Origin of the sequence: Dryocola clanedunensis, assembly GCF_038405435.1 — a bacterium.
GTDB lineage: Bacteria > Pseudomonadota > Gammaproteobacteria > Enterobacterales > Enterobacteriaceae > Dryocola > Dryocola clanedunensis_A.
Genome location: NZ_JBBYHZ010000003.1, coordinates 414253 through 437513 on the forward strand (window position 1 = coordinate 414253; position 23261 = coordinate 437513).

25 protein-coding genes and 1 tRNA gene are annotated in these 23261 nt (G+C 54.0%); 25 read left to right on the plus strand and 1 reads right to left on the minus strand.

Annotation, left to right across the window (positions count from 1 at the left end; genetic code table 11):
- Position 1: 1 nt before the first annotated feature.
- From AAE045_RS09580 to AAE045_RS09690, 23 genes are all read left to right on the plus strand, one after another.
- The gene (locus tag AAE045_RS09580; protein WP_455547512.1) at positions 2-1519 is read left to right on the plus strand and encodes a terminase large subunit; all 1518 of its coding nucleotides are present in this window, start codon (positions 2-4) and stop codon (positions 1517-1519) included.
- Positions 1519-2793: a phage portal protein gene (locus tag AAE045_RS09585; protein ID WP_455547513.1), complete on the plus strand. Its 1275-nt coding sequence runs from the start codon at positions 1519-1521 to the stop codon at positions 2791-2793. Before AAE045_RS09580 ends, AAE045_RS09585 begins: the two co-directional genes overlap by 1 nt.
- A gap of 18 nt (positions 2794-2811) precedes the next feature.
- Positions 2812-3495 carry an HK97 family phage prohead protease gene (locus AAE045_RS09590; RefSeq protein WP_455547514.1) on the plus strand — a complete coding sequence of 228 codons (684 nt, stop codon included), beginning with the start codon at positions 2812-2814 and terminating at the stop codon, positions 3493-3495.
- 1 nt (position 3496) lies between these two features.
- Complete coding sequence (locus AAE045_RS09595; RefSeq protein ID WP_455547515.1) at positions 3497-4657, plus strand: phage major capsid protein; 1161 nt, start codon at positions 3497-3499, stop codon at positions 4655-4657.
- A gap of 33 nt (positions 4658-4690) precedes the next feature.
- The gene (locus tag AAE045_RS09600; RefSeq protein ID WP_455547516.1) at positions 4691-5014 is read left to right on the plus strand and encodes a head-tail connector protein; all 324 of its coding nucleotides are present in this window, start codon (positions 4691-4693) and stop codon (positions 5012-5014) included.
- Positions 5014-5355, plus strand: coding sequence for a phage head closure protein (locus AAE045_RS09605; protein ID WP_455547517.1), 342 nt, complete (start codon positions 5014-5016; stop codon positions 5353-5355). The genes AAE045_RS09600 and AAE045_RS09605 overlap by 1 nt, the downstream gene beginning before the upstream one ends.
- Entirely contained in the window at positions 5345-5722 is a 378-nt protein-coding gene (locus AAE045_RS09610) for a hypothetical protein (protein ID WP_455547518.1), read from the plus strand. The genes AAE045_RS09605 and AAE045_RS09610 overlap by 11 nt, the downstream gene beginning before the upstream one ends.
- On the plus strand, positions 5719-6123 hold the full coding sequence (locus tag AAE045_RS09615; RefSeq protein WP_455547519.1) for an HK97-gp10 family putative phage morphogenesis protein: 405 nt from the start codon (positions 5719-5721) through the stop codon (positions 6121-6123). The genes AAE045_RS09610 and AAE045_RS09615 overlap by 4 nt, the downstream gene beginning before the upstream one ends.
- Positions 6124-6156: 33 nt before the next feature.
- Positions 6157-6609 (plus strand): phage tail protein, encoded by a 453-nt coding sequence (locus tag AAE045_RS09620; RefSeq protein WP_455547520.1) that lies wholly within the window; start codon positions 6157-6159, stop codon positions 6607-6609.
- Positions 6610-6673: 64 nt separating this feature from the next.
- The gene (locus AAE045_RS09625) at positions 6674-7036 is read left to right on the plus strand and encodes a phage tail protein (protein ID WP_455547521.1); all 363 of its coding nucleotides are present in this window, start codon (positions 6674-6676) and stop codon (positions 7034-7036) included.
- 238 nt (positions 7037-7274) lie between these two features.
- Positions 7275-10592, plus strand: a complete 3318-nt coding sequence (locus AAE045_RS09630; RefSeq protein ID WP_455547522.1) for a phage tail tape measure protein — start codon at positions 7275-7277, stop codon at positions 10590-10592.
- Positions 10592-10930: a phage tail protein gene (locus tag AAE045_RS09635; RefSeq protein WP_455547523.1), complete on the plus strand. Its 339-nt coding sequence runs from the start codon at positions 10592-10594 to the stop codon at positions 10928-10930. Before AAE045_RS09630 ends, AAE045_RS09635 begins: the two co-directional genes overlap by 1 nt.
- Entirely contained in the window at positions 10927-11679 is a 753-nt protein-coding gene (locus AAE045_RS09640) for a phage minor tail protein L (protein WP_455547524.1), read from the plus strand. Before AAE045_RS09635 ends, AAE045_RS09640 begins: the two co-directional genes overlap by 4 nt.
- A gap of 2 nt (positions 11680-11681) precedes the next feature.
- Positions 11682-12392: a C40 family peptidase gene (locus tag AAE045_RS09645; RefSeq protein ID WP_455547525.1), complete on the plus strand. Its 711-nt coding sequence runs from the start codon at positions 11682-11684 to the stop codon at positions 12390-12392.
- A gap of 32 nt (positions 12393-12424) precedes the next feature.
- Positions 12425-12847, plus strand: coding sequence for a hypothetical protein (locus AAE045_RS09650; protein WP_455547526.1), 423 nt, complete (start codon positions 12425-12427; stop codon positions 12845-12847).
- A gap of 67 nt (positions 12848-12914) precedes the next feature.
- Positions 12915-13520, plus strand: coding sequence for a tail assembly protein (locus tag AAE045_RS09655; RefSeq protein WP_455547527.1), 606 nt, complete (start codon positions 12915-12917; stop codon positions 13518-13520).
- Between the two features lie 51 nt (positions 13521-13571).
- Positions 13572-17021, plus strand: coding sequence for a host specificity protein J (locus tag AAE045_RS09660; protein WP_455547528.1), 3450 nt, complete (start codon positions 13572-13574; stop codon positions 17019-17021).
- Entirely contained in the window at positions 17021-17332 is a 312-nt protein-coding gene (locus AAE045_RS09665) for a hypothetical protein (RefSeq protein ID WP_455547529.1), read from the plus strand. Before AAE045_RS09660 ends, AAE045_RS09665 begins: the two co-directional genes overlap by 1 nt.
- A complete protein-coding gene (locus AAE045_RS09670; RefSeq protein WP_455547530.1) occupies positions 17332-18003 on the plus strand; it encodes a hypothetical protein in 672 nt (223 codons plus the stop codon). The genes AAE045_RS09665 and AAE045_RS09670 overlap by 1 nt, the downstream gene beginning before the upstream one ends.
- Before the next feature lie 115 nt (positions 18004-18118).
- The gene (gene cor, locus AAE045_RS09675; protein WP_455547531.1) at positions 18119-18352 is read left to right on the plus strand and encodes a phage exclusion lipoprotein Cor; all 234 of its coding nucleotides are present in this window, start codon (positions 18119-18121) and stop codon (positions 18350-18352) included.
- A gap of 56 nt (positions 18353-18408) precedes the next feature.
- Positions 18409-19617, plus strand: coding sequence for a tail fiber domain-containing protein (locus AAE045_RS09680; RefSeq protein WP_455547532.1), 1209 nt, complete (start codon positions 18409-18411; stop codon positions 19615-19617).
- Positions 19618-19897: 280 nt separating this feature from the next.
- Entirely contained in the window at positions 19898-20317 is a 420-nt protein-coding gene (locus AAE045_RS09685) for a translesion error-prone DNA polymerase V autoproteolytic subunit (protein ID WP_455547533.1), read from the plus strand.
- A 2-nt stretch (positions 20318-20319) separates the two neighbouring features.
- Positions 20320-21588, plus strand: a complete 1269-nt coding sequence (locus tag AAE045_RS09690; protein ID WP_455547534.1) for a Y-family DNA polymerase — start codon at positions 20320-20322, stop codon at positions 21586-21588.
- Here AAE045_RS09690 and AAE045_RS09695 read toward each other — a convergent pair.
- Positions 21581-22252: an SOS response-associated peptidase gene (locus AAE045_RS09695; RefSeq protein ID WP_455547535.1), complete on the minus strand. Its 672-nt coding sequence runs from the start codon at positions 22250-22252 to the stop codon at positions 21581-21583. The genes AAE045_RS09690 and AAE045_RS09695 overlap by 8 nt on opposite strands.
- A gap of 136 nt (positions 22253-22388) precedes the next feature.
- On the opposite strand from AAE045_RS09695, the gene AAE045_RS09700 reads away from it, so the two are divergent.
- A tRNA-Ser gene (locus tag AAE045_RS09700) sits at positions 22389-22478 on the plus strand.
- A gap of 175 nt (positions 22479-22653) precedes the next feature.
- Positions 22654-23055: a hydroxyisourate hydrolase gene (gene uraH, locus AAE045_RS09705; RefSeq protein WP_455547536.1), complete on the plus strand. Its 402-nt coding sequence runs from the start codon at positions 22654-22656 to the stop codon at positions 23053-23055.
- Positions 23056-23261: the final 206 nt, after the last annotated feature.

Here is a 23261-nt window from a genome sequence, read left to right on the forward strand (position 1 = left end):
AATGACGCGTGGTGAAAAGGTTATCGCGTTCATAGAGCGCTACTGCATTGTGCCGGAAGGCAAGCTTATCGGGCAGCCGATGCGGCTTGATGAATTTCAGAAACTGTTTCTCCTTGCGATGTATGACAACCCGGTTGGCACGGATAAGGCCTATCTGAGCATTGCCCGCAAGAACGGCAAAACGGGCCTGATCGCCGGAATACTTCTTGCTCACCTGGTGGGGCCGGAGGCAAAGCAGAACACCCAGATCGTCAGCGGCGCGATGAGCCGTGAGCAGGCGGGGATTGTGTTCAGCCTGGCGGTTAAGATGATTAACCTGAATCCCGACCTGCAGGTCATCGTTCACATTATCCCGAGCGGTAAAAAGCTGATTGGCCTGCCGATGAACGTGGAGTTTCGCGCGCTGGCCGCCGAGGGGAAAACGACGCACGGCCTTTCGCCGGTGCTGGCCATCCTCGACGAGGTAGGGCAGGTCGTCGGGCCGCAGAGTGATTTTATCGACGCCATTATCACCGCGCAGGGCGCGCATGAATCGCCGCTGCTCATTGCCATCAGCACCCAGGCGGCAAACGACAATGATTTGCTGAGTATCTGGCTTGATGATGCCGAGCGCTCAGGCGATCCGCATATCGTCTCCCATGTTTATCAGGCGCCCAAAGAGGCAGACGTGAGCGACCGGGAAGGCTGGGCAGCCGCGAACCCGGCGCTGGGTAGCTTCCGCTCACTGAAAGATTTAGAGCGCCAGGCCGAAATGGCCGGGCGTATGCCGAGTTTTGAAAACACCTTCCGCAACCTGTGTCTGAACCAGCGCGTTTCTACCGTCTCCCCGTTTATTTCGAAAAACGTGTGGGAGACCGGGAAGGCTCCGGCGATTAACACGCCGCGTAAATGGTTTGCTGGCCTTGACCTTTCGGCCCGGAACGACCTTACGGCGCTGGTTATTGCCGGGGAAGACAGCAAGGGGGTGTGGGATGTATTTCCGTACTTCTGGACGCCAGAAAAAACGCTGGCGGACCGGGCCAAAACCGACCGCGTACCGTATGACGTTTGGGTTAAGCAGGGCTTCCTCCGAACAACCCCGGGCTCGTCCGTAGATTATGAGTTTGTGGTTAAAGACATTGCTGAAATTCTCAGCGACTTCGATTTGCTGGCATCGATGGCCTTTGACCGCTGGCGGATCGATCTCTTCCGTAAGGAGCTGGAGAACATCGGCCTGACTCTCCCGCTGGTGGAGTTCGGGCAGGGCTTTAAAGACATGGGGCCAGCGGTGGACACGATTGAATCCCTGCTGCTGAACGGCAGGATACGGCACGGTATGCATCCTGTTTTGACAATGTGCGCGCAGAACGCCGTGGTGGTGAAGGATGCCGCTGGCAACCGCAAGCTGGATAAATCGAAAGCCACAGGACGTATTGATGGAATGGTTGCCATGACAATGGCGGCCGGAGCAGCAAATGGGGAGGTCGTTATCGCTGGTGGCGACTTCGAAGATTTCTTATTTAAACCGCTGAGCATGTGATGGATGAACCTAAATACAGCATAGATTTACGCACGAACAACGGCATGTGGGCGCGCCTGCAGTCGTGGTTTGTTGGTGGTCGGCTGGTGACGCCGGATCAGGGCTCACAGACCGGGCCCGTTTCGGCCCACGGCGCGCTGGGTGATTCGCTGGTAACCGATGAGCGTATCCTTCAGATTTCGACCGTGTGGCGCTGCGTTTCTTTGATCTCCACGCTAACCGCCACGCTTCCGCTTGATGTTTTCGAGACGGACAGTCGGGACAACAGGGTAAAGGTGGGGATGGATAACCCGCTGGCGCGTCTGCTGCGTTACTCCCCTAACCAGTACATGACCGCCCAGGAATTCCGCGAATCAATGACGATGCAGCTTTGCTTCTATGGCAACGCTTACGCGCTGATTGAGCGTAACTCAATGGGCGATGTAATCAACCTTCTGCCCTTGATGTCCGCGAACATGGACGTCCGGCTGGAAGGTAAGAAAATCGTATACCGCTACAAGCGCGATAGTGAATACGCCAACTTCAGCCAGCGCGAAATATTCCATCTTAAAGGCTTCGGTTTTAATGGCCTGGTCGGGCTATCGCCTATTGCTCATGCGTGTAAATCCGCCGGTGTGGCGGTGGCGATGGAAGACCAGCAGCGCGACTTTTACGCCAATGGGGCAAAGTCACCGAAAATTCTTTCCGTTGGCGATCGCGTGATGACAAAAGAACAGCGCGACCAGGTGGAAGAGAACTTTAAAGAAATCGCCGGTGGGCCGGTGAAAAAACGCCTCTGGATCCTCGAAGCCAACTTTGCTGCCCACGATATTGGGGTCAGCCCGCAGGACGCCGAAACGATGTCCGCCCGTAAGTTTCAGGTCAGCGAACTCGCGCGCTTCTTCGGTGTGCCTCCGCACCTGGTGGGAGATGTCGAAAAATCGACGAGCTGGGGAACGGGCATTGAGCAGCAGAATCTGGGATTCCTGCAGTACACCCTACAGCCATACATTTCCCGCTGGGAAAACTGCATACAGCGCTGGCTGTTGAAACCGGCCGAGGTGGGTAAATATCATGCCGAGCATAACCTTGACGGGCTGCTGCGCGGTGATTCCGCTTCCCGGGCCGCATTCATGAAAGCGATGGGGGACGCGGGGTTACGCACAATCAATGAAATGCGCCGCCTGGACAACATGCCCCGGATTGACGGGGGAGATGTCGCCATGCGGCAAAAACAATATGTGCCCATTACCGCTCTGGGAATTGATAACAAACCTCGCTCCGGCGGGGTTTAGTTTTTTTAAGGGGGCAGCATGCCAGAAATCAAGAAAACGCTCTCTTTCGAAGAGACCGAAATCAAATTCACCGGCGACGGTACCCAGGGCATTTTCGAAGGTTATGCCTCGGTATTCGGCAACGTCGATTCAGATGGCGACATCATCCTTCCCGGCGCCTTTAAAAGCGCGCTTCAGCAGCCAGGCCGTAAGGTGGCGATGTTCTTCAATCACCGCGCCTGGGAGCTGCCGGTGGGCAAATGGGATGCCCTGGCTGAAGATACCAAAGGACTGTTTGTGCGTGGGCAGCTTACGCCAGGCCACAGCGGGGCCAGCGACCTGAAAGCCGCCATGCAGCACGGTACCGTCGAGGGGATGTCTGTCGGGTTTTCCGTCACTAAAGACGATTATTCGATTTCGAACGGCGGCGGGCGGATCTTCAAAAACATTTCCATGCTGCGCGAAATCAGCGTCTGCACCTTCCCGGCGAACGAACTGGCCGGGGTGTCAGCGATGAAGAGCCTCGACGGTATAGAAACCATTCGTGATGTTGAGAACTGGCTGAGGGATTCAGTGGGTTTAAGCAAATCACAGGCAGTGGGGCTTATTGCCCGGTTTAAATCAGCGGTCCGGAGCGAGTCCGAACCTGATGAAACCAAATCAGCAGACATTTCCGCGCTTATCGCGCGTATCAGTTCATTCCCTCAATCATTAGGAAAATAACATGTCCGAATTAGCACAAATTCAGAAAGCTATCGAAGAGTCCCAGAAGAACATGGAGCAGCTTTTCGATGCTCAGAAAACTGAGATTGAAACCACCGGTCGTGTCTCAAAGCAGCTGCAGGACGATCTGGCTAAAGTCCAGGAGGAACTTAAAACCTCCGGCGCCCGCCTGTTCGACATTGAGCAGAAGTTTGCCTCCGGCGCTGAAAACCCCGGCGAGAAGAAATCCTTCTCAGAGCGCGCCGCTGAAGAGCTGACTAAATCCTGGAACGGCAGCAAAGGCCACTTCGAGGCGCAGACGTTTAACAAATCGCTTGGCAGCGATATGGCGTCAGCCGGTAGCCTGATCCAGCCGATGCAGGTACCGGGCATCATTATGCCAGGCCTGCGCCGTCTCACCATTCGTGATCTGCTGGCGCAGGGGCGCATCTCCAGTAACTCGCTGGAATATGTCCGAGAAGAGCTGTTTACCAATAATGCTGCCAGCGTGGAGGAGAAGGCGCTTAAGCCTGAATCTGAAATCACTTTCAGCAAGCAAACGGCAAACGTGAAAACCGTGGCCCACTGGATCCAGGCCTCTCGCCAGGTTATGGACGATGCGCCAATGCTGCATTCCTACGTCAATAATCGTCTGATGTATGGCCTTGCGCTGGAAGAAGAACGCCAGCTGCTTAACGGCGACGGCAGCGGCGACGATCTGGAAGGTATTAACCACGTGGCCACTGCCTACGATACCGGGCTTAACGCTACCGGTGATACCCGCGCCGATATCATCGCCCATGCGATTTACCAGGTGACTGAATCTGAGTTCAGCGCCTCGGGTATCGTGCTCAACCCGCGCGACTGGCATTCCATTGCTCTGCTGAAAGATAACGAAGGGCGCTATATCTTCGGCGGCCCGCAGGCATTCACCCAGAACATCATGTGGGGCCTGCCAGTGGTACCAACCCGCGCACAGACTCAGGGCACCTTCACCGTTGGCGGCTTCGATATGGCCTCGCAGGTCTGGGATCGTATGGATGCAACTATCGAAGTTAGCCGCGAGGACCGCGATAACTTCGTGAAAAACATGCTGACCATCCTGTGCGAAGAGCGCCTGGCGCTGGCGCACTATCGTCCGAAAGCGCTGATCAAAGGCACCTTCGCTGAACAAACCAGCTGATGAGGGAGGGCGGGGAAGCCCGCTCTTAAGCTTATGGCAATAGACGTTCTCGACGTGGTGCCTATCGAGGAACTGCGTCAGCATATTGAGTTCGACAGTGATGACCGTGACGCGGTTATCAAACGTTACGCACAGGCTGCACTGGACTACTGCCTGCGGTGGTGTGATGAACCGCGCTGGAAGGCGGCCGGGGATATTCCATCCCCGGTAGTCTCCGCGATGCTGCTGGTATTTGGCGATCTGTTTGAGCACCGAACCAGTCAGACGGAAGTGCAGCTTTATACCAACACTGCGGCAGAGAATCTGATGTTCTCCTGTCGTAACTGGCGGGGTAGTGCTGAAGAGGAGACTTCCTGATGGAGCCTGGACGCCTTCGGCATCGAGTGCGGATAGAAGTCAAAACCGATGAGCGGGACAGCTACGGGCAGCCTATTGGGTGGGTGAGCGTAGGTATTGTCGCCGCTGATATCCGGTCTGTAACAGGAAAGGAGTTCATCAGCGGAAATGCGGAGCGCTCATCTGTGACCAGCAAAATTTTTATGCGTTATCGGGACGACGTGAGGGCGACGACAACGAGGCTTATTGAAGTCACGTCAAAAGGAAACGGTCGTGTTTATAGCGTAACGGCTCCATTACCCACGCGTGACCTGCGGAACATGGAAGTGCTTTGTACAGAGGACTTCAGCCGTGTTTCTTGATCTGAAAACTGAAATTGAATCGCTGCTTAACGTGAAGGTATTTCCGCTTATTGGTCCACAGACCGAAAGCGAATTCGTCACGCTGCAGCTGGTTAGCGATCCCCTTATTGAGTCCGGAACTATTCGCACGAAGCTGGTGGCAGGGCGCTGGCAGATTAGCTTCATCTCTTCTCTCTACAGCCGCACCGAAGAGATGGACAAATTGCTATGGAAGGTGTGGGAAAGCCTGGTACATGGGCACATCGGCGGTTACCCGGTGCAGTATGTGCAGCGCGCTGGCGTTTCTGAAAGTTTTGATTCTGATGATGGGGGCAAATACCGGCGGGCGCGCGACTACATTTTTTACTATCCAGAGGGGGCGTCATGATCCAGATGGAAGTAAAGGGCCTGCAAGAGCTTGAGCGCCAGCTGATGGCGCTGGGCGAAAAGGTGGGAACACAGGTTTTGCGAGACGCCGGGCGTGCTGCGCTCGAGCCCGTGCTGGAGGATATGAAGGAGCACGCCGGTTATGACGAGTCAGCGACGGGCGAGCATATGCGCGATTCCATCAAAATTCGGTCATCTTCTTCAAAAGCCAAAGGCAATGCCGTCGTTTATCTTCGCGTTGGCCCGAGCAAAAAACACTTCATCAAGGCGCTGGCGCAGGAGATGGGCACGGTTAAACAGGTTGCCAGTCCCTTCATCCGTCCGGCGCTCGATTACCAGAAAGCAAAAGTGCTTCGTATTCTCGCGGTGGAAATCCGCGACCGCATAGAAAACAAACGGTAGCGCTCGCTGCCATCTTCAAAGAGAGAAAATATTATGGTCGATAAGACTTCGCCAGAGTACGCGATGCTGCCAGCTGGCACCGTCGTGAAGTGGGGTGCTGCGGGCAGCGACGTGGCAACAATGAAACCGCTCATCAACTGTAAAGCGCTGGGAGCGACGGGGCAAACCGGCAGCTTTGTGGACTGCACCACGCTGATTGACAGAAATAAACAGTTTATTTCTGACCTGCCGGAGGGCCCGGAAAAATCACTGGGCTTTATCGACGATCCCGCCAACCAAGATTTTGCTGACTTCCTGAACGCCGCAGAGAATCGTGAAACCGTGCAGTTCTACGTTGAGCTGCCGAACGGGCGCACGGCAAACATGATCCTTGCGCTGTCCGGCTGGCAGATGAATGAAATTACCGCGCCAGCCAGCGAAGTTATTCAGATTACCGTTCAGGGTAAACAGAACAACATCGCATGGGGCACCGCGGCGACCAGCTGATTTTGCATCCTGTTTTACTGGCCGCCGCCTGGCGGCTTTTACTTTCTGACGCTCAGGAAAAATCATGTCCAACTTCGATATATCCGCTCTGAAATCAGCACTGCTGAAACCTAAAAATACCGTTGTCACCGCCGAGATTTTTGGCACGACCGTCTATCTGCGCCGCATGACGGCGGGTCAGCTCATCGACCATGAAGAGGCACTGCGCGACAGCCAGATCGCCGAGGATGCCCGCAAGGCTTCAGAGATCAGCGTGCAGCTGATTGTTGATTGCCTGGTTCAGCCTGACGGCAGCGAAATCCCGGCGGAAGATAAACCCTCGGCAGCCGATCTGCTGCAGGTGCATGACAACGTGGCGCTGCTCGAAGCAATTTCTACCGTGAAAAAGCATGCCCTGGGCATGCTTGAGGATGCGGAAAAAAACTAAGCAGCTCGCCCTGGCTTGAGCTGATTTTCTGGCTGGCTGACCGCTGGGGCGAGCCTGACCCCGCAATGATTGCCGCGCTGCCGGTAGAGACGCTCTACCACTGGCGCGCCTATTTCCTGCGCACTGGCGCTATTAGCCGACCCGGCGAAGAGACTGCGCCGCCTCCTGAAACCCCGCCGCCTGCTGCCGTGAGCAGTGTTAACGACCAGTGCGCGGCAGTAATGAGAGCTTTAATGTAATGGCTGACGTTGCTTCCCTTGCCGTCGGGCTGCATCTCAACGCAGCCAACTTTAAATCTCAGCTGATAGGTGCCTACGGCGACGCTGAGAATTCGTCTAAACGATTCAACCGCAGCGCGCAGGAGGATGCCAGAAAGACCGACGAAGCCTACTCGAAGATGGGTAAAACCATTACGGGTGTAGCCGGGCGCCTGGTGGGCTTCGCCGGTGCAGGTTTGTCGCTGGGCACCATCATTACCACAACGCGCGAATACGGGCAGGCGCTATCCGATCTGTCGGCCATTACCGGCGCAACGGGTGCCCAGCTCAAGACCCTCGATGAAGCCGCGCAGGAGATGGGACGCAGTACCGAGTACAGCGCCACGCAGGCCGTTGAAGCCCTGAAGCTTATGGCATCGGCCAAACCCGAATTACTCCAGACGGCGGATGGGCTCACCGCCGCAACGAAAAGCGCCCTTACGCTTGCTCAGGCGGCGGGCTCAACCCTGCCGGACGCGACCCGCACGCTGGCGCTGTCCCTGAACCAGTTCGGCGCAGGCGCGCAGGAGGCAGATCGTTACATTAACGTGCTCGCCGCCGGTGCCAAATTTGGTGCGTCTGAAATTGCCGACACGGCTGCCGCCATCAAAAATGGCGGAGTTGCTGCGGCGCAGGCGGGCGTGGGCTTTGAAACGCTGAACGCGGCTATTCAGGTTCTGGCCGAGCGAGAAATCAAAGGCAGTGAAGCCGGGACCGCGCTGCGCAACGTGATCCTTTCTCTGGAAAAGGGAACGGATAAAACCCTCAAGCCGTCGGTAGTTGGCCTGAGCGGTGCGCTGGAGAACCTGTCTAAGAAAAACCTGTCTACGGCGCAGGCCGTCAAAATGTTTGGCGTCGAGAACATCAATGCGGCCTCCGTGCTGGTGGACAACCGCAACAAGCTGGATGCGTTAACCCAGTCGCTGACCGGTACCCAGACTGCACATGAACAGGCAGCTATTCGCGTTAATAACCTGAATGGTGATGTTCTTGGGCTGACCAGCGCCTTCGAAGGGCTCATTATCAAAGTGGGGCAGAGCAGCACCGGCCCCATGCGCTCGGGTATTCAGTCCATCACCGACGGCATCAACCTGCTGACCGACAATTTCAACGCCGTCGCAAGCGTAGCGCTCTATACGCTGATCCCGGTACTTTCCACAAAACTGACCGCCGGGCTGCGCGAGAACGTGAGCGCCTGGCAGCAGAATCAGGCTGCGGTAAAAGCGGCGGCCACAGCGCAGGCGGATGGCGCCCGAAAAACGCTTGAAGCAACAGCGGCCACGCTGAAGCGTAACGATGCTGAGTTTGGCTATTACCGGCAGATGCAGCAGACCGCAAAACAGCATGGCCTTAACGTCAGCTATCAGGGCGAATTCAACCGGCTGATCCGCGAAGAAACTGAGCAAACCAGCCTGGCCACCCGCGCCAAAATGCAGCTGGCTGCAGCGAACCGTCAGGTTTCCGTAACTGCCCGCGCCGCGTCCGTGGCTGTTGGTCTGGCCCGTGGCGCGCTGGCGCTTGTGGGCGGCCCGTTCGGCGCGGCTATGCTTGCCGGTTCTGCGCTGCTGTACTTCCATCAGCAGGCGAAGGATGCCCGCCAGTCCGCCATAAATCTGAAAGATGCGGTTATCGAAACCACCGCCGCCCTGATGCAGCTTTCTGACAAGCAGCTGGCCGTTAAGCAGATCGACCTGCAGGACCAGTATCAGAATCAGGTTACCCAGCGTAACCAGCTTGTGAAGGAGATTCAGGATTCAAACAGCAGACTGGACAGCCTCGGTGGGTTCGACCCGTTCGGACAGAAAAAAGGGGTTGAAGACAGCAAGAAAAGAGCGGAAGCAGACCTTGAGTCCGTCAATAAGGGCCTTGAAACAACAAAGGCCAATCTTGAAAACGTCAGCAAATCACGCTTCCTCGTGCAGACGGGCATCGCCGATCAGGCAAACACCCTGGCTAACGATATCAAGACCATAACAGAGCAGACCGCGAAGGCTGGCGAAGGCGTAACCACACCGTGGACCGGCGACGACGCATTGTCTTCAAAGACTGCTAAAAAAACGGTTAATCAGTACGAACAGCTTCGCCGGGAAATTGAGGAGGCCCATGCCTCAAGTCTGGGCAGGATCAACCTGCAGGAGCAGGAGAGCCAGCGAAAGCTCACTGAGGCTGCACGGGCCAGCGGCGCGAGCGATATGGATTTGCAGCGGTCGCTGCTGATGAACGCTGAGAACTACCAGAAGCAGAGGCTTGAGCTTGCCGAGCAGTATTCTCCGGCCAGAGCCGCTATCAACAAAGAGAAGGAAGCCAGTCAGGAGCTTAAATCTCTTCTCGATGCGCGTCTGTTGACCGAGCTGGAATATCAGGCCGCGCGCGTCACCCTGTCGCAAAATACCTCACGGCAGATCCTTCAGGCTCAGGCAGACGCCGCCGCAGCACCTCGTCTGGATATGGCCGGGGAAGTTGATCCGCTGGCACAGCAGCGTAACCAGCTCGTTCAGCAGCAGAGCTTACTCGAGGCGTATTACCAGAGCGGGGTTGTCGGTAAGCAGCAGTACGAAATGCTGATGCAGAAGAGCAGCAGGGATTCTGCCGACGCCCAGTACCAGACGGCGCTGGAGCTGTATAAATCCCAGAGCGACTTTAACAGCCTGGCTATCGGGATGGCTGAAGCAACGCGAGAGCGCACAACGAATATTCTCACCGGCCTGCTGACCAGAACACAGACGTTTAAAGAGGGAATGACAAACCTCTTCGCAACGCTTGCTCAGTCTCTCATTCAGAATCTTGTGGACGTCGGCGCACAGGCATTGCTCACCAGCACCTTCCTTAAATCAGTGATGAGTATCGGGGGCGGTGGCGCAGCAGCCTCGACGGCGGGAACATTTGGGAGCGCGGTTTACGATGGCCTGACTCTGAACGCGAAAGGAGGTGTTTATTCGTCACCGGACCTCAGCGCATACAGCGGTGGCGTGGTCGACAGCCCGACGTTCTTTGCATTTGCAAAGGGGGCCGGTGTCATGGGTGAGGCCGGGCCGGAGGCAATTATGCCGCTCACCCGCGCGTCGGATGGTTCGCTGGGGGTCAGGTCTGTAAACGAGGGCGGCACTGCTTCTTACGCTGCGCCACAGGTTTATATCAGTATCGACAGCAACGGCGATACATCTTCACAGACTACCGGTGGCTGGGAGCAGTTTGGCAAGGAGATAGGAAACTTTGTCGACCAGCGCTACCGGCAGCTTATTCAGTCGGATGTTCGCCCTGGCGGCACTATCTGGAATGCGACAAAAGGCGGGCGCTAATGGCGATAGAAACTTTTACCTGGAGTCCCAGGGTTAACCCGGTGCAGACCGTCAGCTTTCGGACCCGTAAAGCACAGTTCGGCGACGGGTATCAGCAGGTTTCTGGCGACGGCCTGAACCCGCGTGGCCAGCAATGGGATCTGAATTTTGTCGGTATGGAGGATCATATCGCAGCGATAAAGAGCTTTCTGGACAGGCAGGGCGGTATCAGGGCGTTCCAGTGGAAGCCGCCGCTTGAGCCGCTGGGACTTTACCGCTGCGAGGAATATAAACCGACCCCGATGGGCGGGGGAAATTTCTCCCTGACCGCAACGTTTGAGCAGGCATTTAAACCATGATTAACAGTGACTATCAGAAGCTTGAACCGGGTAATGCCGTCCGGGTGTTTGAAATAGACGGCAGCGCCTTCGGGGTTAGCGATATTCTTCGCTTTCACTCTCACAATATTCCCCACACAGAGGAGGAAATCCTGGCGGCCGGTGGCGATGAGTCGAAGCTGCCGGCTAAAGCGATCTGGTGGCAGGGCGAAGAATACAAAGCGTGGCCGTGCAAGATAGAGGGAATGGAAGCATCAACAAGCGGCAGCGGCGCGCAGCCAAAGCTATCCGTCGCCAACCTGGACAGCTCGATCACCGCGCTTTGCCTTCACTACGATGACCTGCTGCAGGCGAAGGTCACTATCCATGACACGCTGGCGCAGTATCTGGACGCCCGAAACTTCACCGACGGGAACCCGTCCGCAGACCCGACGCAGGAAAAGCTGCAGGTGTACTACATCGACAGTAAAAGTGTGGAAAATAACCTGGTCGTTGAGTTTACGCTGAGTAGCCCGATGGACCTGCAGGGGCTGATGCTCCCGACGCGCCAGCTTCATTCTATGTGTACCTGGTGCATCAGGGGCAAGTTCCGGACCGGCGACGGCTGCGACTATGCCGGGACCCGTTACTTTGACGATAAAAACAATCCCGTTGACGATCCGTCGCTGGATAAATGCAGCGGCACGCTGCGGGGCTGCAAACTTCGCTTTGGTGAAAACGAAGAGCTGCCGTTCGGCGGGTTCCCGGGCACGTCCCTTATCAGGAGTTAAGCATGCGGAAGAAAACCCTTGAGGCTATCATGGCGCATGCCTCCGCAGAGTACCCGCTCGAGTGCTGCGGCGTGGTGGCGCAAAAAAGCAGGGTAGAGCGCTATTATCCCTGCCGCAATCTTGCGACCGAACCGACAGAGCATTTTCACCTGAGCCCGGAAGACTACGCCGCGGCGGAAGACTGGGGAACGGTTACGGCCATCGTGCACAGCCACCCCGACGCGACGACGCAGCCGAGCGAGCTGGATAAGGCGCAGTGTGACGCAACGCTGCTGCCCTGGCATATCGTCAGCTGGCCGGAAGGGGATTTGCGAACCATACAGCCGCGGGGTGAGCTGCCGCTGCTTGAGCGTCCGTTTGTGCTTGGTCACTTCGACTGCTGGGGGCTGGTGATGAGCTACTTCCGGCAGCAGCACGGCATCGAGTTGAAGGACTACCGCGTAGATTATCCCTGGTGGGAGGACTCATTCCCGGACAACTACTACCAGGATTGCTGGTACGAGTGCGGTTTTCGTGAGGTCGACGGCGCGCCCCAGCCGGGCGATATGATAATCATGCAGGTCCAGGCCAATAAGTGGAACCATGCTGGCATCCTGCTGGAGGGCAATATGCTGCTTCATCACCTCTATGGGCATTTAAGCAAGCGGGTGCCTTACGGCGGTTACTGGCGAGAGCGGACGATGAAGATCGTTCGTTATAAATCTCTGTGCTAATCTTCTGGAGATTTTATAACGAGGATAAGGACATGAAGAAGTTACTTCTTGCTTTGGCTATCATTGGATTGTCTGGATGTGCCACAGAAGTCGTTCCGCCTAGCAAGGCAATAAAGGCTCCCAGCGAACGTATCTATAAATATCAGTCGGAAGAGAAAGGGAATACCTCATTGACGGTTATTAGGGATAGCGGTTTTACTGGTGGTGGGTGCTTTGCTTCAATCTATATTGACGGTGATTTAGTTGCTAAACTGAATACATCAGAAAAGGCAACGTTTTATTTAAATAGTGGGGATCGAGCGGTCGGAGCGGTTCTTGATGGAAAGGGGTTGTGTGGGGCTAATGGAGAGAGGCAAGAGCGTTATATATCGCTTAACCCTCAAGAACATAAATATGTAAGGGTCTTTATAAGCTCTGGTGGAGATATGGATATAAGGCCTACAACTTTGAAGTAAATAAGATAACTTTATCAAAGCATGCAAAAAAGCCAGCCTGAGCGCTGGTTTTTTTTATGAGGTAATTATGCAAGAAATAAAAACGCGCATTGAGTTAGGCGGTGTATTAGGTAAAACATTCGGAAAATCCCATGAACGCTTGGTTTGTACAACTGCAGAAGCCGTTAGAGCGTTATGTTGCACACTTCCAGGTTTTGAAAAATATTTAACTTCAAGTAATAAGCGTGGGTTAACATATGCTGTTTTTCGTGGAAAGAAGAATATAAGTAAGGATGACCTAGAATACCCAGTCACTCATGAGGTTATTCGAATAGTTCCAGTCGTGATGGGAAGCAAGAAAGCTGGCGCTCTTCAAACAATTCTCGGAGCTGTGTTGGTTGTAGTTGGGGTATTGGTTAGCACCTTCACCAGTTGGACCGTTGCGGGCGTAGGCGTCGGAGCAGCAATCACCAGTATGGGTGCATCAATGATGCTCGGCGGGGTGGTCCAAATGCTTTCCCCGCAGGCGGGCGGCCTTGCCAGCAAGCAGAGTGCAGATAACCAGGCCTCTTATGCCTTTGGCGGCGTGACGAATACCGCTGCTCAGGGATATCCGGTCCCGCTTCTTTACGGCCAGCGCACAATCGGCGGCGCCATTATATCGGCCGGGATCTACGTCGAAGATCAGCAGTAAACCACACTATTTCAATTAACCGCCTCCGGGCGGTTTTTTTATGGGCACAATATGGCAAAGAACATCATCAAAGGGCGCAAAGGCGGCGGATCATCCTCCCGCACCCCGACTGAACAGCCGGACGATTTACAGTCAATCGCTAAAGCGAAGCTGCTTATCGCGCTGGGCGAAGGTGAATTTGCTGGTGGCCTTGACGGTCAGAGTATCTTCCTTGACGGAACTCCGCTGGAGAACGCCGACGGCTCAGCGAACTTTAGCGGCGTAGCGTGGGAATTCAGATCCGGCTCTCAGGCACAGCAGTATATTCAGGGCATGCCCGGTACCGAGAACGAAATAAACGTAGGTACCGAGGTATCCAGCGCCACGGCATGGACTCACACGTTTACCAACACCCAGTTGTCTGCCGTTCGCCTGCGCCTGAAATGGCCTTCTTTGTTTAACCAGGAGGATGACGGCGATCTGGTGGGGTATTCCATCAAGTACGCAGTAGATTTGCAGACCGACGGCGGGACCTGGACAACGGTAATCGATACGGCAGTAACCGGTAAAACCACGTCGGGATATGAGCGAAGCCATCGCATTGACCTACCGACGGCGGGTAGCACCTGGACCGTAAGGCTCCGGAAGATCACCGCTGATGCGAACAGCGCAAAGATTGGCGATGTGATGACGCTGCAAAGCTACACAGAAGTGATAGACGCCAAACTGCGATACCCAAATACCGCGCTGCTTTATATCGAATTCGACTCAAGCCAGTTCAATGGCAGCATTCCGCCTATTTCATGCAAGCCACGCGGGCGTGTGATCCGCGTGCCTGATACTTACGACCCTGAAACCCGCACTTATAGCGGTACATGGACTGGTGCGTTTAAGTGGGCATGGACGGATAACCCAGCGTGGATTTTTTACGATCTTGTGGTCACCGACCGCTTCGGCCTCGGTAACCGCCTGACCGCCGCAAACATCGATAAATGGATGCTTTACCAGATCGCGCAATATTGCGATCAGCCCGTTCCGGACGGGAAGGGCGGTAACGGGACTGAACCGCGCTATATCTGCAACGTGTACGTTCAGAATCGAAACGACGCGTACACCGTGCTGCGGGATTTTGTTGCCATCTTCAGGGGCATGACAACCTGGGGCGGTAATCAGATTGTCACCCTGGCGGATATGCCCCGCGATATCGATTACAGCTACACCCGCGCCAACGTTATCGATGGACAGTTCACCTACTCGAGCAGCACGACCAAAACTCGTTATACAACCGCCCTTGTCTCGTGGTCCGATCCTGACAATGCCTACGCAGACGCGATGGAGGCGGTATTTGAACAGGAGCTGGTAGCACGCTACGGGTTCAACCAGCTCGAGCTGACTGCAATCGGCTGCACCCGGCAGAGCGAAGCAAATCGCAAGGGGCGCTGGGGCATCCTGACCAACAACAAAGACCGTATGATCACATTCTCTGTCGGTCTGGACGGGATGATCCCGCAGCCGGGATATGTTATTGCCGTCGCCGATGAAATGCTGTCAGGCAAGGTGACCGGCGGACGCATCAGCGCGGTGAATGGACGGGTTATTACCCTCGACCGTAAACCTGACGCCGCAGCGGGCGACCGCCTTATCCTTAACCTGCCGTCCGGCGCTGCTCAGAGCAGAACAATTCAGGCAATAAACGATAACCTCGTGACGGTGACCGTGGCATACAGCGAAACGCCGCAGTCCGAAAGCGTCTGGGTGGTGGAATCTGACGAGCTCTACGCGCAGCAGTATCGTGTGTTAAGCGTGGCTGACAATAACGACGGCACATTCACAATCTCAGGAGCCTATTACGATCCCGATAAGTTTGCCCGTATCGATACCGGTGCGCTGATTGACGAACGTCCTATCAGCGTCATCCCGCCGGGCAATCAGTTCCCGCCGGATAACATCGTCATCAGTTCGTTTTCTGTCGTGCAGCAGAACATCAGCACGGAAACGATGCGCGTCAGCTGGGACCAGGCTGCGAACGCCATCGCTTATGAGGCCCAGTGGCGCAGGAACGAAGGAAACTGGGTGAATGTGCCGCGCAGCTCGACCACGTCTTTTGATGTGCCCGGGGTGTATGCCGGTCGCTATCTTGTCCGCGTACGGGCCATTAATGCCGCCGAGATTTCCAGCGGCTGGGGTTACTCGGAAGAAAAGACGCTGACGGGTAAAGTGGGCAACCCGCCGAAACCGGTAGGCTTCACCGCCTCGGATAACGTTGTGTTTGGCATTGAGCTGAACTGGGGGTTCCCTGAGAACACAGGTGATACGCTGAAAACGGAGGTTCAGTACAGCCTGACCGGAACCGATGACGATGCGATGTTGCTGGCCGATGTGCCTTACCCGCAACGAAAATATCAGCAGATGGGCCTGAAAGCCGGGCAGATTTTCTGGTATCGCGCACAGCTGGTCGATAAAACAGGCAACGAGTCCGGTTATACGGAGTGGGTGCGCGGTCAGGCCAGCATTGATGTATCAGATATCACTGACGCCATTCTGGAGGATATGAAAGGCTCTGAGGTGTTCCAGGATCTGATTGAAAACGCTGTGGACAGCAATGAAAAAATTGCTGGCATGGTCGACGACATCAAGCAGAACGCCGACGAACTGGAGCAGCAGGCGCAAGAGATTCAGCAGAATGCGGACGGTCTGGCGCAGGCGGCCGTAAAAATCGATGAAATCAGCGTGTCGATGGACGGCATGTCCGGCGGCGTTAAAAACTCCTCTATTGCCGTCATCCAGAACAGTCTCGCTCAGGTAACGAGTCGTCGCTCTCAGACGGCAACAAACTCGGGCAACAGCGCCAGCATTGACCGTATCGATACCACGATTGCCGATACCAGTCAGGCGGTAGCCCGGGCTCTGGTCACGCTGGATGCTTCTGCTGGCGGCAATATCTCAAACGCAACTGACCTGACTGAAACGCTGACTGACTTCACCCAGGCCTCGGCCACGAAAATAAACTCCCTCACAGTGACGGTAAACGGCCAGACCGCAGCTATTACTCAGACCGCGACTGCAGTGGCGGACATTAACGGCAATATCAACGCGATGTACAACATCAAGGTTGGTGTCGCCGCCAACGGTCAGTATTACGCTGCGGGCATGGGGATTGGCGTCGAGAACACTCCCGGTGGCATGCAGTCGCAGGTCATTTTCCTTGCTGACCGCTTCGCCGTTACAACTCAAGCCGGGGCTACCGTTGCATTGCCGTTTGTTATTCAGAACGGACAGACGTTTATCCGAGATACGTTTATCCAGGACGGTACAATCAGTAACGCGAAGATTGGCAATTTTATACAGTCGAACAACTATGTTGCAGGTTCTGCCGGGTGGAAACTGGATAAAGGCGGTACGTTTGAAAACTTTGGTACAGACGGTGCCGGAGCTAAAAAGGAGACAAATGTGACAACCAGTATTCGAGATGAAAACCAGACGCTCAGAGTTCAGATTGGTAAAATTACGGGGGTCTTCTGATGACATGGGGAATTCAGACGTGGGATGCGAACGGCAAGCCAAATAACTATGGGCTGGTGCCGGTGAGCGTAGTCGGTTTTTTTGCTGTAGGGCAGAATCAACAATCGGGATCTGTATCCTATCCTGTGCCAGCCGGATTCGTCATGGACGTGCTGCAGGTTTGCTCCGGCGAAACGTACACCCAGACCCGCAGGACCGTTACCGTATCTGGCGGAAATATCTCGATCGGCGCAGCGGCAGATGACAACTTCGGCACAAACACCTACCCGGCAATCGCCGGGTTTGTTATTGCATTCCTGAGGGCTGCGTAATGGCTGATTGGGGAGCATTACTGACCACAGATACCGGCGCGCCTTTTATCACACCGCAATCGATCCCCCTGGCGCTGATTGGTAAACAATCAGTGGCATTAAGGACAGGCTCAGGTGAAATTACGACAGTATCGCAGGTCATACCCGCCGGACGCCCTGTCATACCATTTGTATGCGCGACCGTTAACTGCGTGCTGAGCTATACGGTGTCCGGCAATAGCTGCATAGTGTCAGCCAGCAAACCGACCGGGGCCGGTACCGTTCACGTTTATTTCTTCACGATATTTGCACAGCCATTGCCTTCCTGGGGGATCGCTATCTGGGATGAGCAGGGAACCTGCATTCTCACGAACGAAACGCGTGTGTTGACGGATATCGAGGCCATCGGGACAAACGGCAGTGATACGGATGGGGGATTTAACATTAACGTTTCCCGTTCCGGGAAGGTTGGCATTGTGCCGTCTATGTGTGGTCTGGTCACTGGTGTTATTACTTCCGGCGGTGTCAGGCCGTACTCATCACAGTATTTTTTCTCCGCTGTGTGGAATGGCAGTAATACGATTATTCATGTAGCCACATCAAATGGACCGCCACCATCTGGGACACAAAACGTTACTTATCACAATATGCGTAATCGAGTATATGCGCTGAATCTAGATAATTACGATTAATAAATTGATCGTTTTAACCGATCAATTGCGCGCAATTGATCTATGTAACCAATTGTCATTATCTTTCTGATACTGATATGTTCATTTTAAATAATATATTCAATGCGGATGAATGATGAAAAGATATATTGCAATTGCTCTTGCAGTCTTTGTGCTGTCCGGTTGTTCAGGCATGCTTGAGCGCCAGCAACCAGTATGCACGGCCACAGCGGTAGTGGGTGGGCAGAGCTCGACGGTGCAAATTTATGACGTTAAAAAAATTAACGGACAGACAAAATATAAAGCTGGTTATCCGTTTAACTGGCAGTACATCAGCAAGAGCAATTTTACTCATTCAACATGTGAATAAATTAACCAATTAATATCAACCCGCCGAGTGCGGGTTTTTTTATGCCCGGAGATAATATGATTTATAACGCAGGAACGGTTTCTATAAGCGGAAATATGGCCACTGGCACCGGTACGAACTGGACAGCGCCAGCGAGTCAGATCCGTACCGGCCAGACGATAATCGTGCTTTCGAATCCTGTTCAGCTTTTCCAGATTACAGCGATAAACAGCGCAACATCCCTGGCCGTTACACCAGCAGCATCGCCAGCCCTGAGCGGGCAGAAATACGGGATTCTGGTAACAGACAGCTTGTCCGTTGACGGCCTTGCGCAGAGTATTTCGCAGCTCATTAACGAGTACGATGAAAATATTGGCGCATGGGAATCCTTTGCCTCAACAACGGCTAATCAGAACGTGACGGTTACGATTAACGGGGTAAGTCTTTCCATCCCTGCATTGGGTAAATTGGCGCAGAAGGGAGCTAACGGAGCTGTACCGCTATCACAGGGTGGAACTGGCGCAACAACCGCCGCGGATGCCCGCTCAAACCTCGGTTTAGGATACGGAAGTGTAGCGGGCACAGTAGCACAAGGGAATGACGGCAGGCTGGGCACCGTCCATGGTAAAACGGGAGGTGATATTAGTGGATCGGTTAATATCGAGGGGTATCTGAATTTAAGGGGCCCTAACCCAAGCGGAGGGTGGCCAACTTTTATAAATTTCCAGGCTGGCCAGGGTAACAATTTAACATACGCGCAGATTTATCAGGAAAGGGCTGGTGATGTAACGATTTCTACGGCCAGCAACCAGACACCCCGCTATTTTCAGTTTCTTCAAAACGGTAACAGTTCATTCCCTGGCACAGTCATGTGTGTCAACGTCCAACAGACATCTGATATAGATAAAAAAGAAAACGTTGAGGAAATAGAAGATCCTTTAAGCAAAATCGCCAAAATCAGAGGAGTTACGTTCCAGTGGAAGGATAGCCAGGTTCCGTCAGCCGGGGTTATTGCTCAGGAACTGATGGAGATATTACCCGAGGCAATTGGGTCGGTCTTTGATGATCAAGACCAATATGAAACTGTAGAGGAGACGAACGAAAGAGGGGAAACAATATTAACCAGAAGACTTGTCCGGGCTCGTGATGACTCCATGCGAAGCTATACAGTGGAGTATACTGGCGTCGCAGCGCTTTGCGTTGAAGCCATCAAGGAGCTGGCAGCAAAAGTCACTCAAATGGAATCCGAAATAATAAATCTAAAAACGGCTTCACCCGGTCAGTAGTATTAATCGACTGAATTAGCGGGCATATCAAGCCGAACGTCGATTCAACTGGTTGGCTGAACGTCCATCTGCGCCAAAATTACTTTTATGACTATGAGCAATAAATCGACATTCAGAAAAGAGATGAAAAATTTACATTGCAAGTAATGCCATAATTGATAATAAGATTTGAAGAACTCAGCATAAGGGAAGGCCATCACAAGCGAAGCGGGGGACTTGATCGAGAGAAGATAAAAATCTACTGTATATAAATACAGTGAATGTTTAGAGGTCTTTCATCATGGAATTTTATCAACCAGCAGAGCTTCGCCCGATCACCTTGTTGCCACTTTTCAGCGACCTGGTGCAATGCGGGTTTCCCTCGCCCGCACAAGACTATGTGGAGCAGCGGATCGACCTCAATGAGCTCCTTGTATCGCATCCGACATCTACCTATTTTGTCAAAGCGGCAGGCGACTCGATGATTGACGGCGGTATAAGCGACGGGGATCTCCTTGTTGTGGACAGTTCCCGCACCGCTGAGCATGGCAGCATAGTTATTGCGGCTGTAAGTGGCGAGTTCACAGTAAAGCAGCTGCAGCTGCGCCCAACCGTGCAGCTGAATCCCCTGAACCCGGCATATCATCCCATCATTATCGGCACTGAAGAGGATCTGGAAATCTTCGGTGTCGTGACATATATCGTCAAATCTGCAGGCTGATCATGTTCGCGCTGTGCGATGTTAACTCATTCTATGCAAGTTGCGAGACTGCGTTCAGGCCAGATCTGAAGGGGCGGCCTGTAGTCGTACTATCGAATAACGATGGCTGCGTCATTGCGCGTAGCGCGGAAGCGAAAGCCCTGGGCATCAAGATGGGAGAGGCGTTTTTCAAGCAGCGCGATTTGTTCCGTCGGCACGGTGTTGTTTGCTTCAGTTCTAATTACGAGCTGTACGCTGATATGTCGAATCGTGTAATGACGACGCTCGAGGAGATGAGCCCGCGCTGCGAGATTTATTCGATCGATGAAGCATTTTGTGACCTGACCGGCGTGCGAAATTGTCGAGACTTGAACGAGTTCGGGCGGGAGATTCGCGCCACAGTTTTGAAGAGGACACATCTTACTGTCGGCGTAGGCATAGCGCAGACGAAGACGCTGGCCAAGCTTGCAAATCACGCAGCGAAGAAGTGGCAACGGCAGACTGGCGGAGTTGTTGATCTTTCGAATCTCGATCGCCAGCGCAAACTTATGGCCGCGCTGCCGGTCGATGAAGTGTGGGGAGTGGGGCGCCGTATATCAAAAAAACTCGAGGCAATGGGCATCAAGACGGTGCTTCAGCTTGCCGACACAGATATCCGGTTTATCAGAAAGCATTTCAACGTTGTGCTCGAGCGCACCGTTCGGGAGCTGCGCGGCGAGCCCTGCCTGGGCCTTGAAGAGTTCGCTCCGACAAAGCAGGAAATTGTCTGTAGCCGCAGTTTCGGGGAGCGGGTGACTGAGTACGAACAGATGCGCCAGGCGATTTGCAGCTATGCATCCCGCGCCGCTGAAAAACTGCGGGGTGAACACCAGTACTGCCGACACATATCTGCTTTCGTCAAAACCAGCCCCTTCGCTTTAAACGAACCGTACTATGGCAATCAGGCTGCTGTGAAGCTGCTCACCCCGACACAGGACACTCGGGACATCATCACCGCGGCTACGCGCTGCCTGGATGCTGTTTGGCGAGATGGTCATCGCTATCAGAAAGCGGGGATAATGCTGGGTGACTTCTTCAGCCAGGGGGTTGCTCAGCTTAATCTCTTCGATGACAACGCGCCTAAACGAAACAGCGAGGAACTGATGAAAGTGCTGGACCATCTCAACCATAAAGACGGTCGTGGCACGCTGTATTTTGCCGGACAGGGTGTTCATCAGAACTGGCAGATGAAGCGGGAGATGCTGTCGCCTCGATACACTACCCGCTATACCGATTTGCTGGTGGTCAGGTAACTGGCTCGACGAGCTCAGGCCCCTGGTTTTTAACGTTGCCTACCGCCCGCGTTACGGGATGCCAGATAAATTTGTCTGCCGCTACCGCACCGTCCTCGATTACTTCCTCCGCCGCTTTACCACCAATATCCTGCCTCATCCATTCACGGGCTGCTTCTGGTGAAAGCACCAGTGGCCGCCGATCATGAATATCAACCAGGCCCTTGTCGGCTGCCGCAGTGACAATCAGAAAGCCCTCCGCCTCGTCTCCTCGTTCAAACGGAGAACTGCCGATTGCTGCCATGAAAATTGGTTGCCCGTCGGCACGGTGAATGAAGTAGGGCTGTTTCTTGTCGCCTTCTTTTTTCCATTCAAACCAGCCGTCAGCAAAGCAGATCGCCCGGCCATGCTGCCAGAGAGGTTTAAACATCCTGCTGGTGGCCGCAGTTTCTACGCGCGCGTTAATCAGCGGCGGCTTGTCCCACCATCCCGGCGCGTACGACCAGATCACCGGATCGAGGTGTAAAGATTCATCTCGTTCGGAGAGTAGTAAGACACGGGTGCCAGGCGCTACGTTGTAGCGACCAATCGGCGCCGGGTCGTAAGGTATGTCGCGTTCGGCTTCATCTGCGAGATAAGCAAGGTATTCCTCACGCGTCTGGGCCTGGGCAAATCGTCCGCACATGGTCACCTCCAGTTGAATGGAAAGTATAGACGGAACAAGGATGAGCGAAAAAATGTTGGTATATGAACTTGAAATAAGTGGCTAAGGTGCTGATTCTATTGCAAGTGAAAATGGTCAGATATACCATCTTTGACGAGTAAGCGTCTGATAATGAAAGGTTTAAGACCGGTCTTGAAAACCGGCGACCCGAAAGGGTTCCAGAGTTCGAATCTCTGCGCTTCCGCCAACATTCTGAAGGGGTTGCCGAAAGGCGACCCCTTTTGCTTTTGGGGCTCCTGAACGCCACAGCTTTTCCTTCCTCTTCACTCTGCTAACTCCCAGAGAAATATAACAAAAAGTTTAATTTTAATTTTTCTGACTGCCTCTATAGTTACGTTACTTCTTAACAACAGGTTAACGTCATGAAAATCCTAACGGCTACAATTATCTCGCTACTCAGCTTCAGTGCTTTTGCCGCACCCGAAGGAACGCTGAGCGTACACATCCTCAATCAGCAGACTGGCCTCCCTTCAGCGGGCGTTGTGGTTGAGCTGGATAAACAGGACAGTGCGTCCTGGCAGCATCTGGCAACCTCCAAAACGGATGCAGACGGCAGAATTAAATCCCTTTTCCCGACCAGCGGTGAAATGGAGCCAGGAGTTTATAAAGTGACGTTCAGGGTAGGGGACTACTTTAAGGCGAATGACATGAAAACCTTCTTCCCGTCCGTCCCCGTCATCTTCAACGTGACTAAGACGAACGAAAAGCTTCATATACCTTTGCTCCTGAGCCAGTATGGATATTCAACCTATCGGGGGAGCTAAAATCAGCCCCCGGTGATTGTCCCGGCGCATCAGGCCGGGTCATTTCCGCTGCTGTGGTCCCGGATATCAACAAGCCTCTTTCCAGCTAACGGGGTTTGGCATCCGGGACAGGTGTTGACCCTCTTTTCAAAACCCTGACCACAATATTCATTACTCCGTACATTAATAGACGATGCCTTCCTAATACTCCTTAAGAAAATATCCTT

What these genes read in the sequence shown, in the direction of transcription:
- AAE045_RS09580 (WP_455547512.1), top strand. Translation starts at nt 2, where the DNA reads ATGACGCGTGGTGAAAAGGTTATCGCGTTCATAGAGCGCTACTGCATT.
- AAE045_RS09585 (WP_455547513.1), top strand. Translation starts at nt 1,519, where the DNA reads ATGGATGAACCTAAATACAGCATAGATTTACGCACGAACAACGGCATG.
- AAE045_RS09590 (WP_455547514.1), top strand. Translation starts at nt 2,812, where the DNA reads ATGCCAGAAATCAAGAAAACGCTCTCTTTCGAAGAGACCGAAATCAAA.
- AAE045_RS09595 (WP_455547515.1), top strand. Translation starts at nt 3,497, where the DNA reads ATGTCCGAATTAGCACAAATTCAGAAAGCTATCGAAGAGTCCCAGAAG.
- AAE045_RS09600 (WP_455547516.1), top strand. Translation starts at nt 4,691, where the DNA reads ATGGCAATAGACGTTCTCGACGTGGTGCCTATCGAGGAACTGCGTCAG.
- AAE045_RS09605 (WP_455547517.1), top strand. Translation starts at nt 5,014, where the DNA reads ATGGAGCCTGGACGCCTTCGGCATCGAGTGCGGATAGAAGTCAAAACC.
- AAE045_RS09615 (WP_455547519.1), top strand. Translation starts at nt 5,719, where the DNA reads ATGATCCAGATGGAAGTAAAGGGCCTGCAAGAGCTTGAGCGCCAGCTG.
- AAE045_RS09620 (WP_455547520.1), top strand. Translation starts at nt 6,157, where the DNA reads ATGGTCGATAAGACTTCGCCAGAGTACGCGATGCTGCCAGCTGGCACC.
- AAE045_RS09625 (WP_455547521.1), top strand. Translation starts at nt 6,674, where the DNA reads ATGTCCAACTTCGATATATCCGCTCTGAAATCAGCACTGCTGAAACCT.
- AAE045_RS09630 (WP_455547522.1), top strand. Translation starts at nt 7,275, where the DNA reads ATGGCTGACGTTGCTTCCCTTGCCGTCGGGCTGCATCTCAACGCAGCC.
- AAE045_RS09635 (WP_455547523.1), top strand. Translation starts at nt 10,592, where the DNA reads ATGGCGATAGAAACTTTTACCTGGAGTCCCAGGGTTAACCCGGTGCAG.
- AAE045_RS09640 (WP_455547524.1), top strand. Translation starts at nt 10,927, where the DNA reads ATGATTAACAGTGACTATCAGAAGCTTGAACCGGGTAATGCCGTCCGG.
- AAE045_RS09645 (WP_455547525.1), top strand. Translation starts at nt 11,682, where the DNA reads ATGCGGAAGAAAACCCTTGAGGCTATCATGGCGCATGCCTCCGCAGAG.
- AAE045_RS09650 (WP_455547526.1), top strand. Translation starts at nt 12,425, where the DNA reads ATGAAGAAGTTACTTCTTGCTTTGGCTATCATTGGATTGTCTGGATGT.
- AAE045_RS09655 (WP_455547527.1), top strand. Translation starts at nt 12,915, where the DNA reads ATGCAAGAAATAAAAACGCGCATTGAGTTAGGCGGTGTATTAGGTAAA.
- AAE045_RS09660 (WP_455547528.1), top strand. Translation starts at nt 13,572, where the DNA reads ATGGCAAAGAACATCATCAAAGGGCGCAAAGGCGGCGGATCATCCTCC.
- AAE045_RS09665 (WP_455547529.1), top strand. Translation starts at nt 17,021, where the DNA reads ATGACATGGGGAATTCAGACGTGGGATGCGAACGGCAAGCCAAATAAC.
- AAE045_RS09670 (WP_455547530.1), top strand. Translation starts at nt 17,332, where the DNA reads ATGGCTGATTGGGGAGCATTACTGACCACAGATACCGGCGCGCCTTTT.
- cor (WP_455547531.1), top strand. Translation starts at nt 18,119, where the DNA reads ATGAAAAGATATATTGCAATTGCTCTTGCAGTCTTTGTGCTGTCCGGT.
- AAE045_RS09680 (WP_455547532.1), top strand. Translation starts at nt 18,409, where the DNA reads ATGATTTATAACGCAGGAACGGTTTCTATAAGCGGAAATATGGCCACT.
- AAE045_RS09685 (WP_455547533.1), top strand. Translation starts at nt 19,898, where the DNA reads ATGGAATTTTATCAACCAGCAGAGCTTCGCCCGATCACCTTGTTGCCA.
- AAE045_RS09690 (WP_455547534.1), top strand. Translation starts at nt 20,320, where the DNA reads ATGTTCGCGCTGTGCGATGTTAACTCATTCTATGCAAGTTGCGAGACT.
- AAE045_RS09695 (WP_455547535.1), bottom strand. Translation starts at nt 22,252, where the DNA reads ATGTGCGGACGATTTGCCCAGGCCCAGACGCGTGAGGAATACCTTGCT.
- uraH (WP_455547536.1), top strand. Translation starts at nt 22,654, where the DNA reads ATGAAAATCCTAACGGCTACAATTATCTCGCTACTCAGCTTCAGTGCT.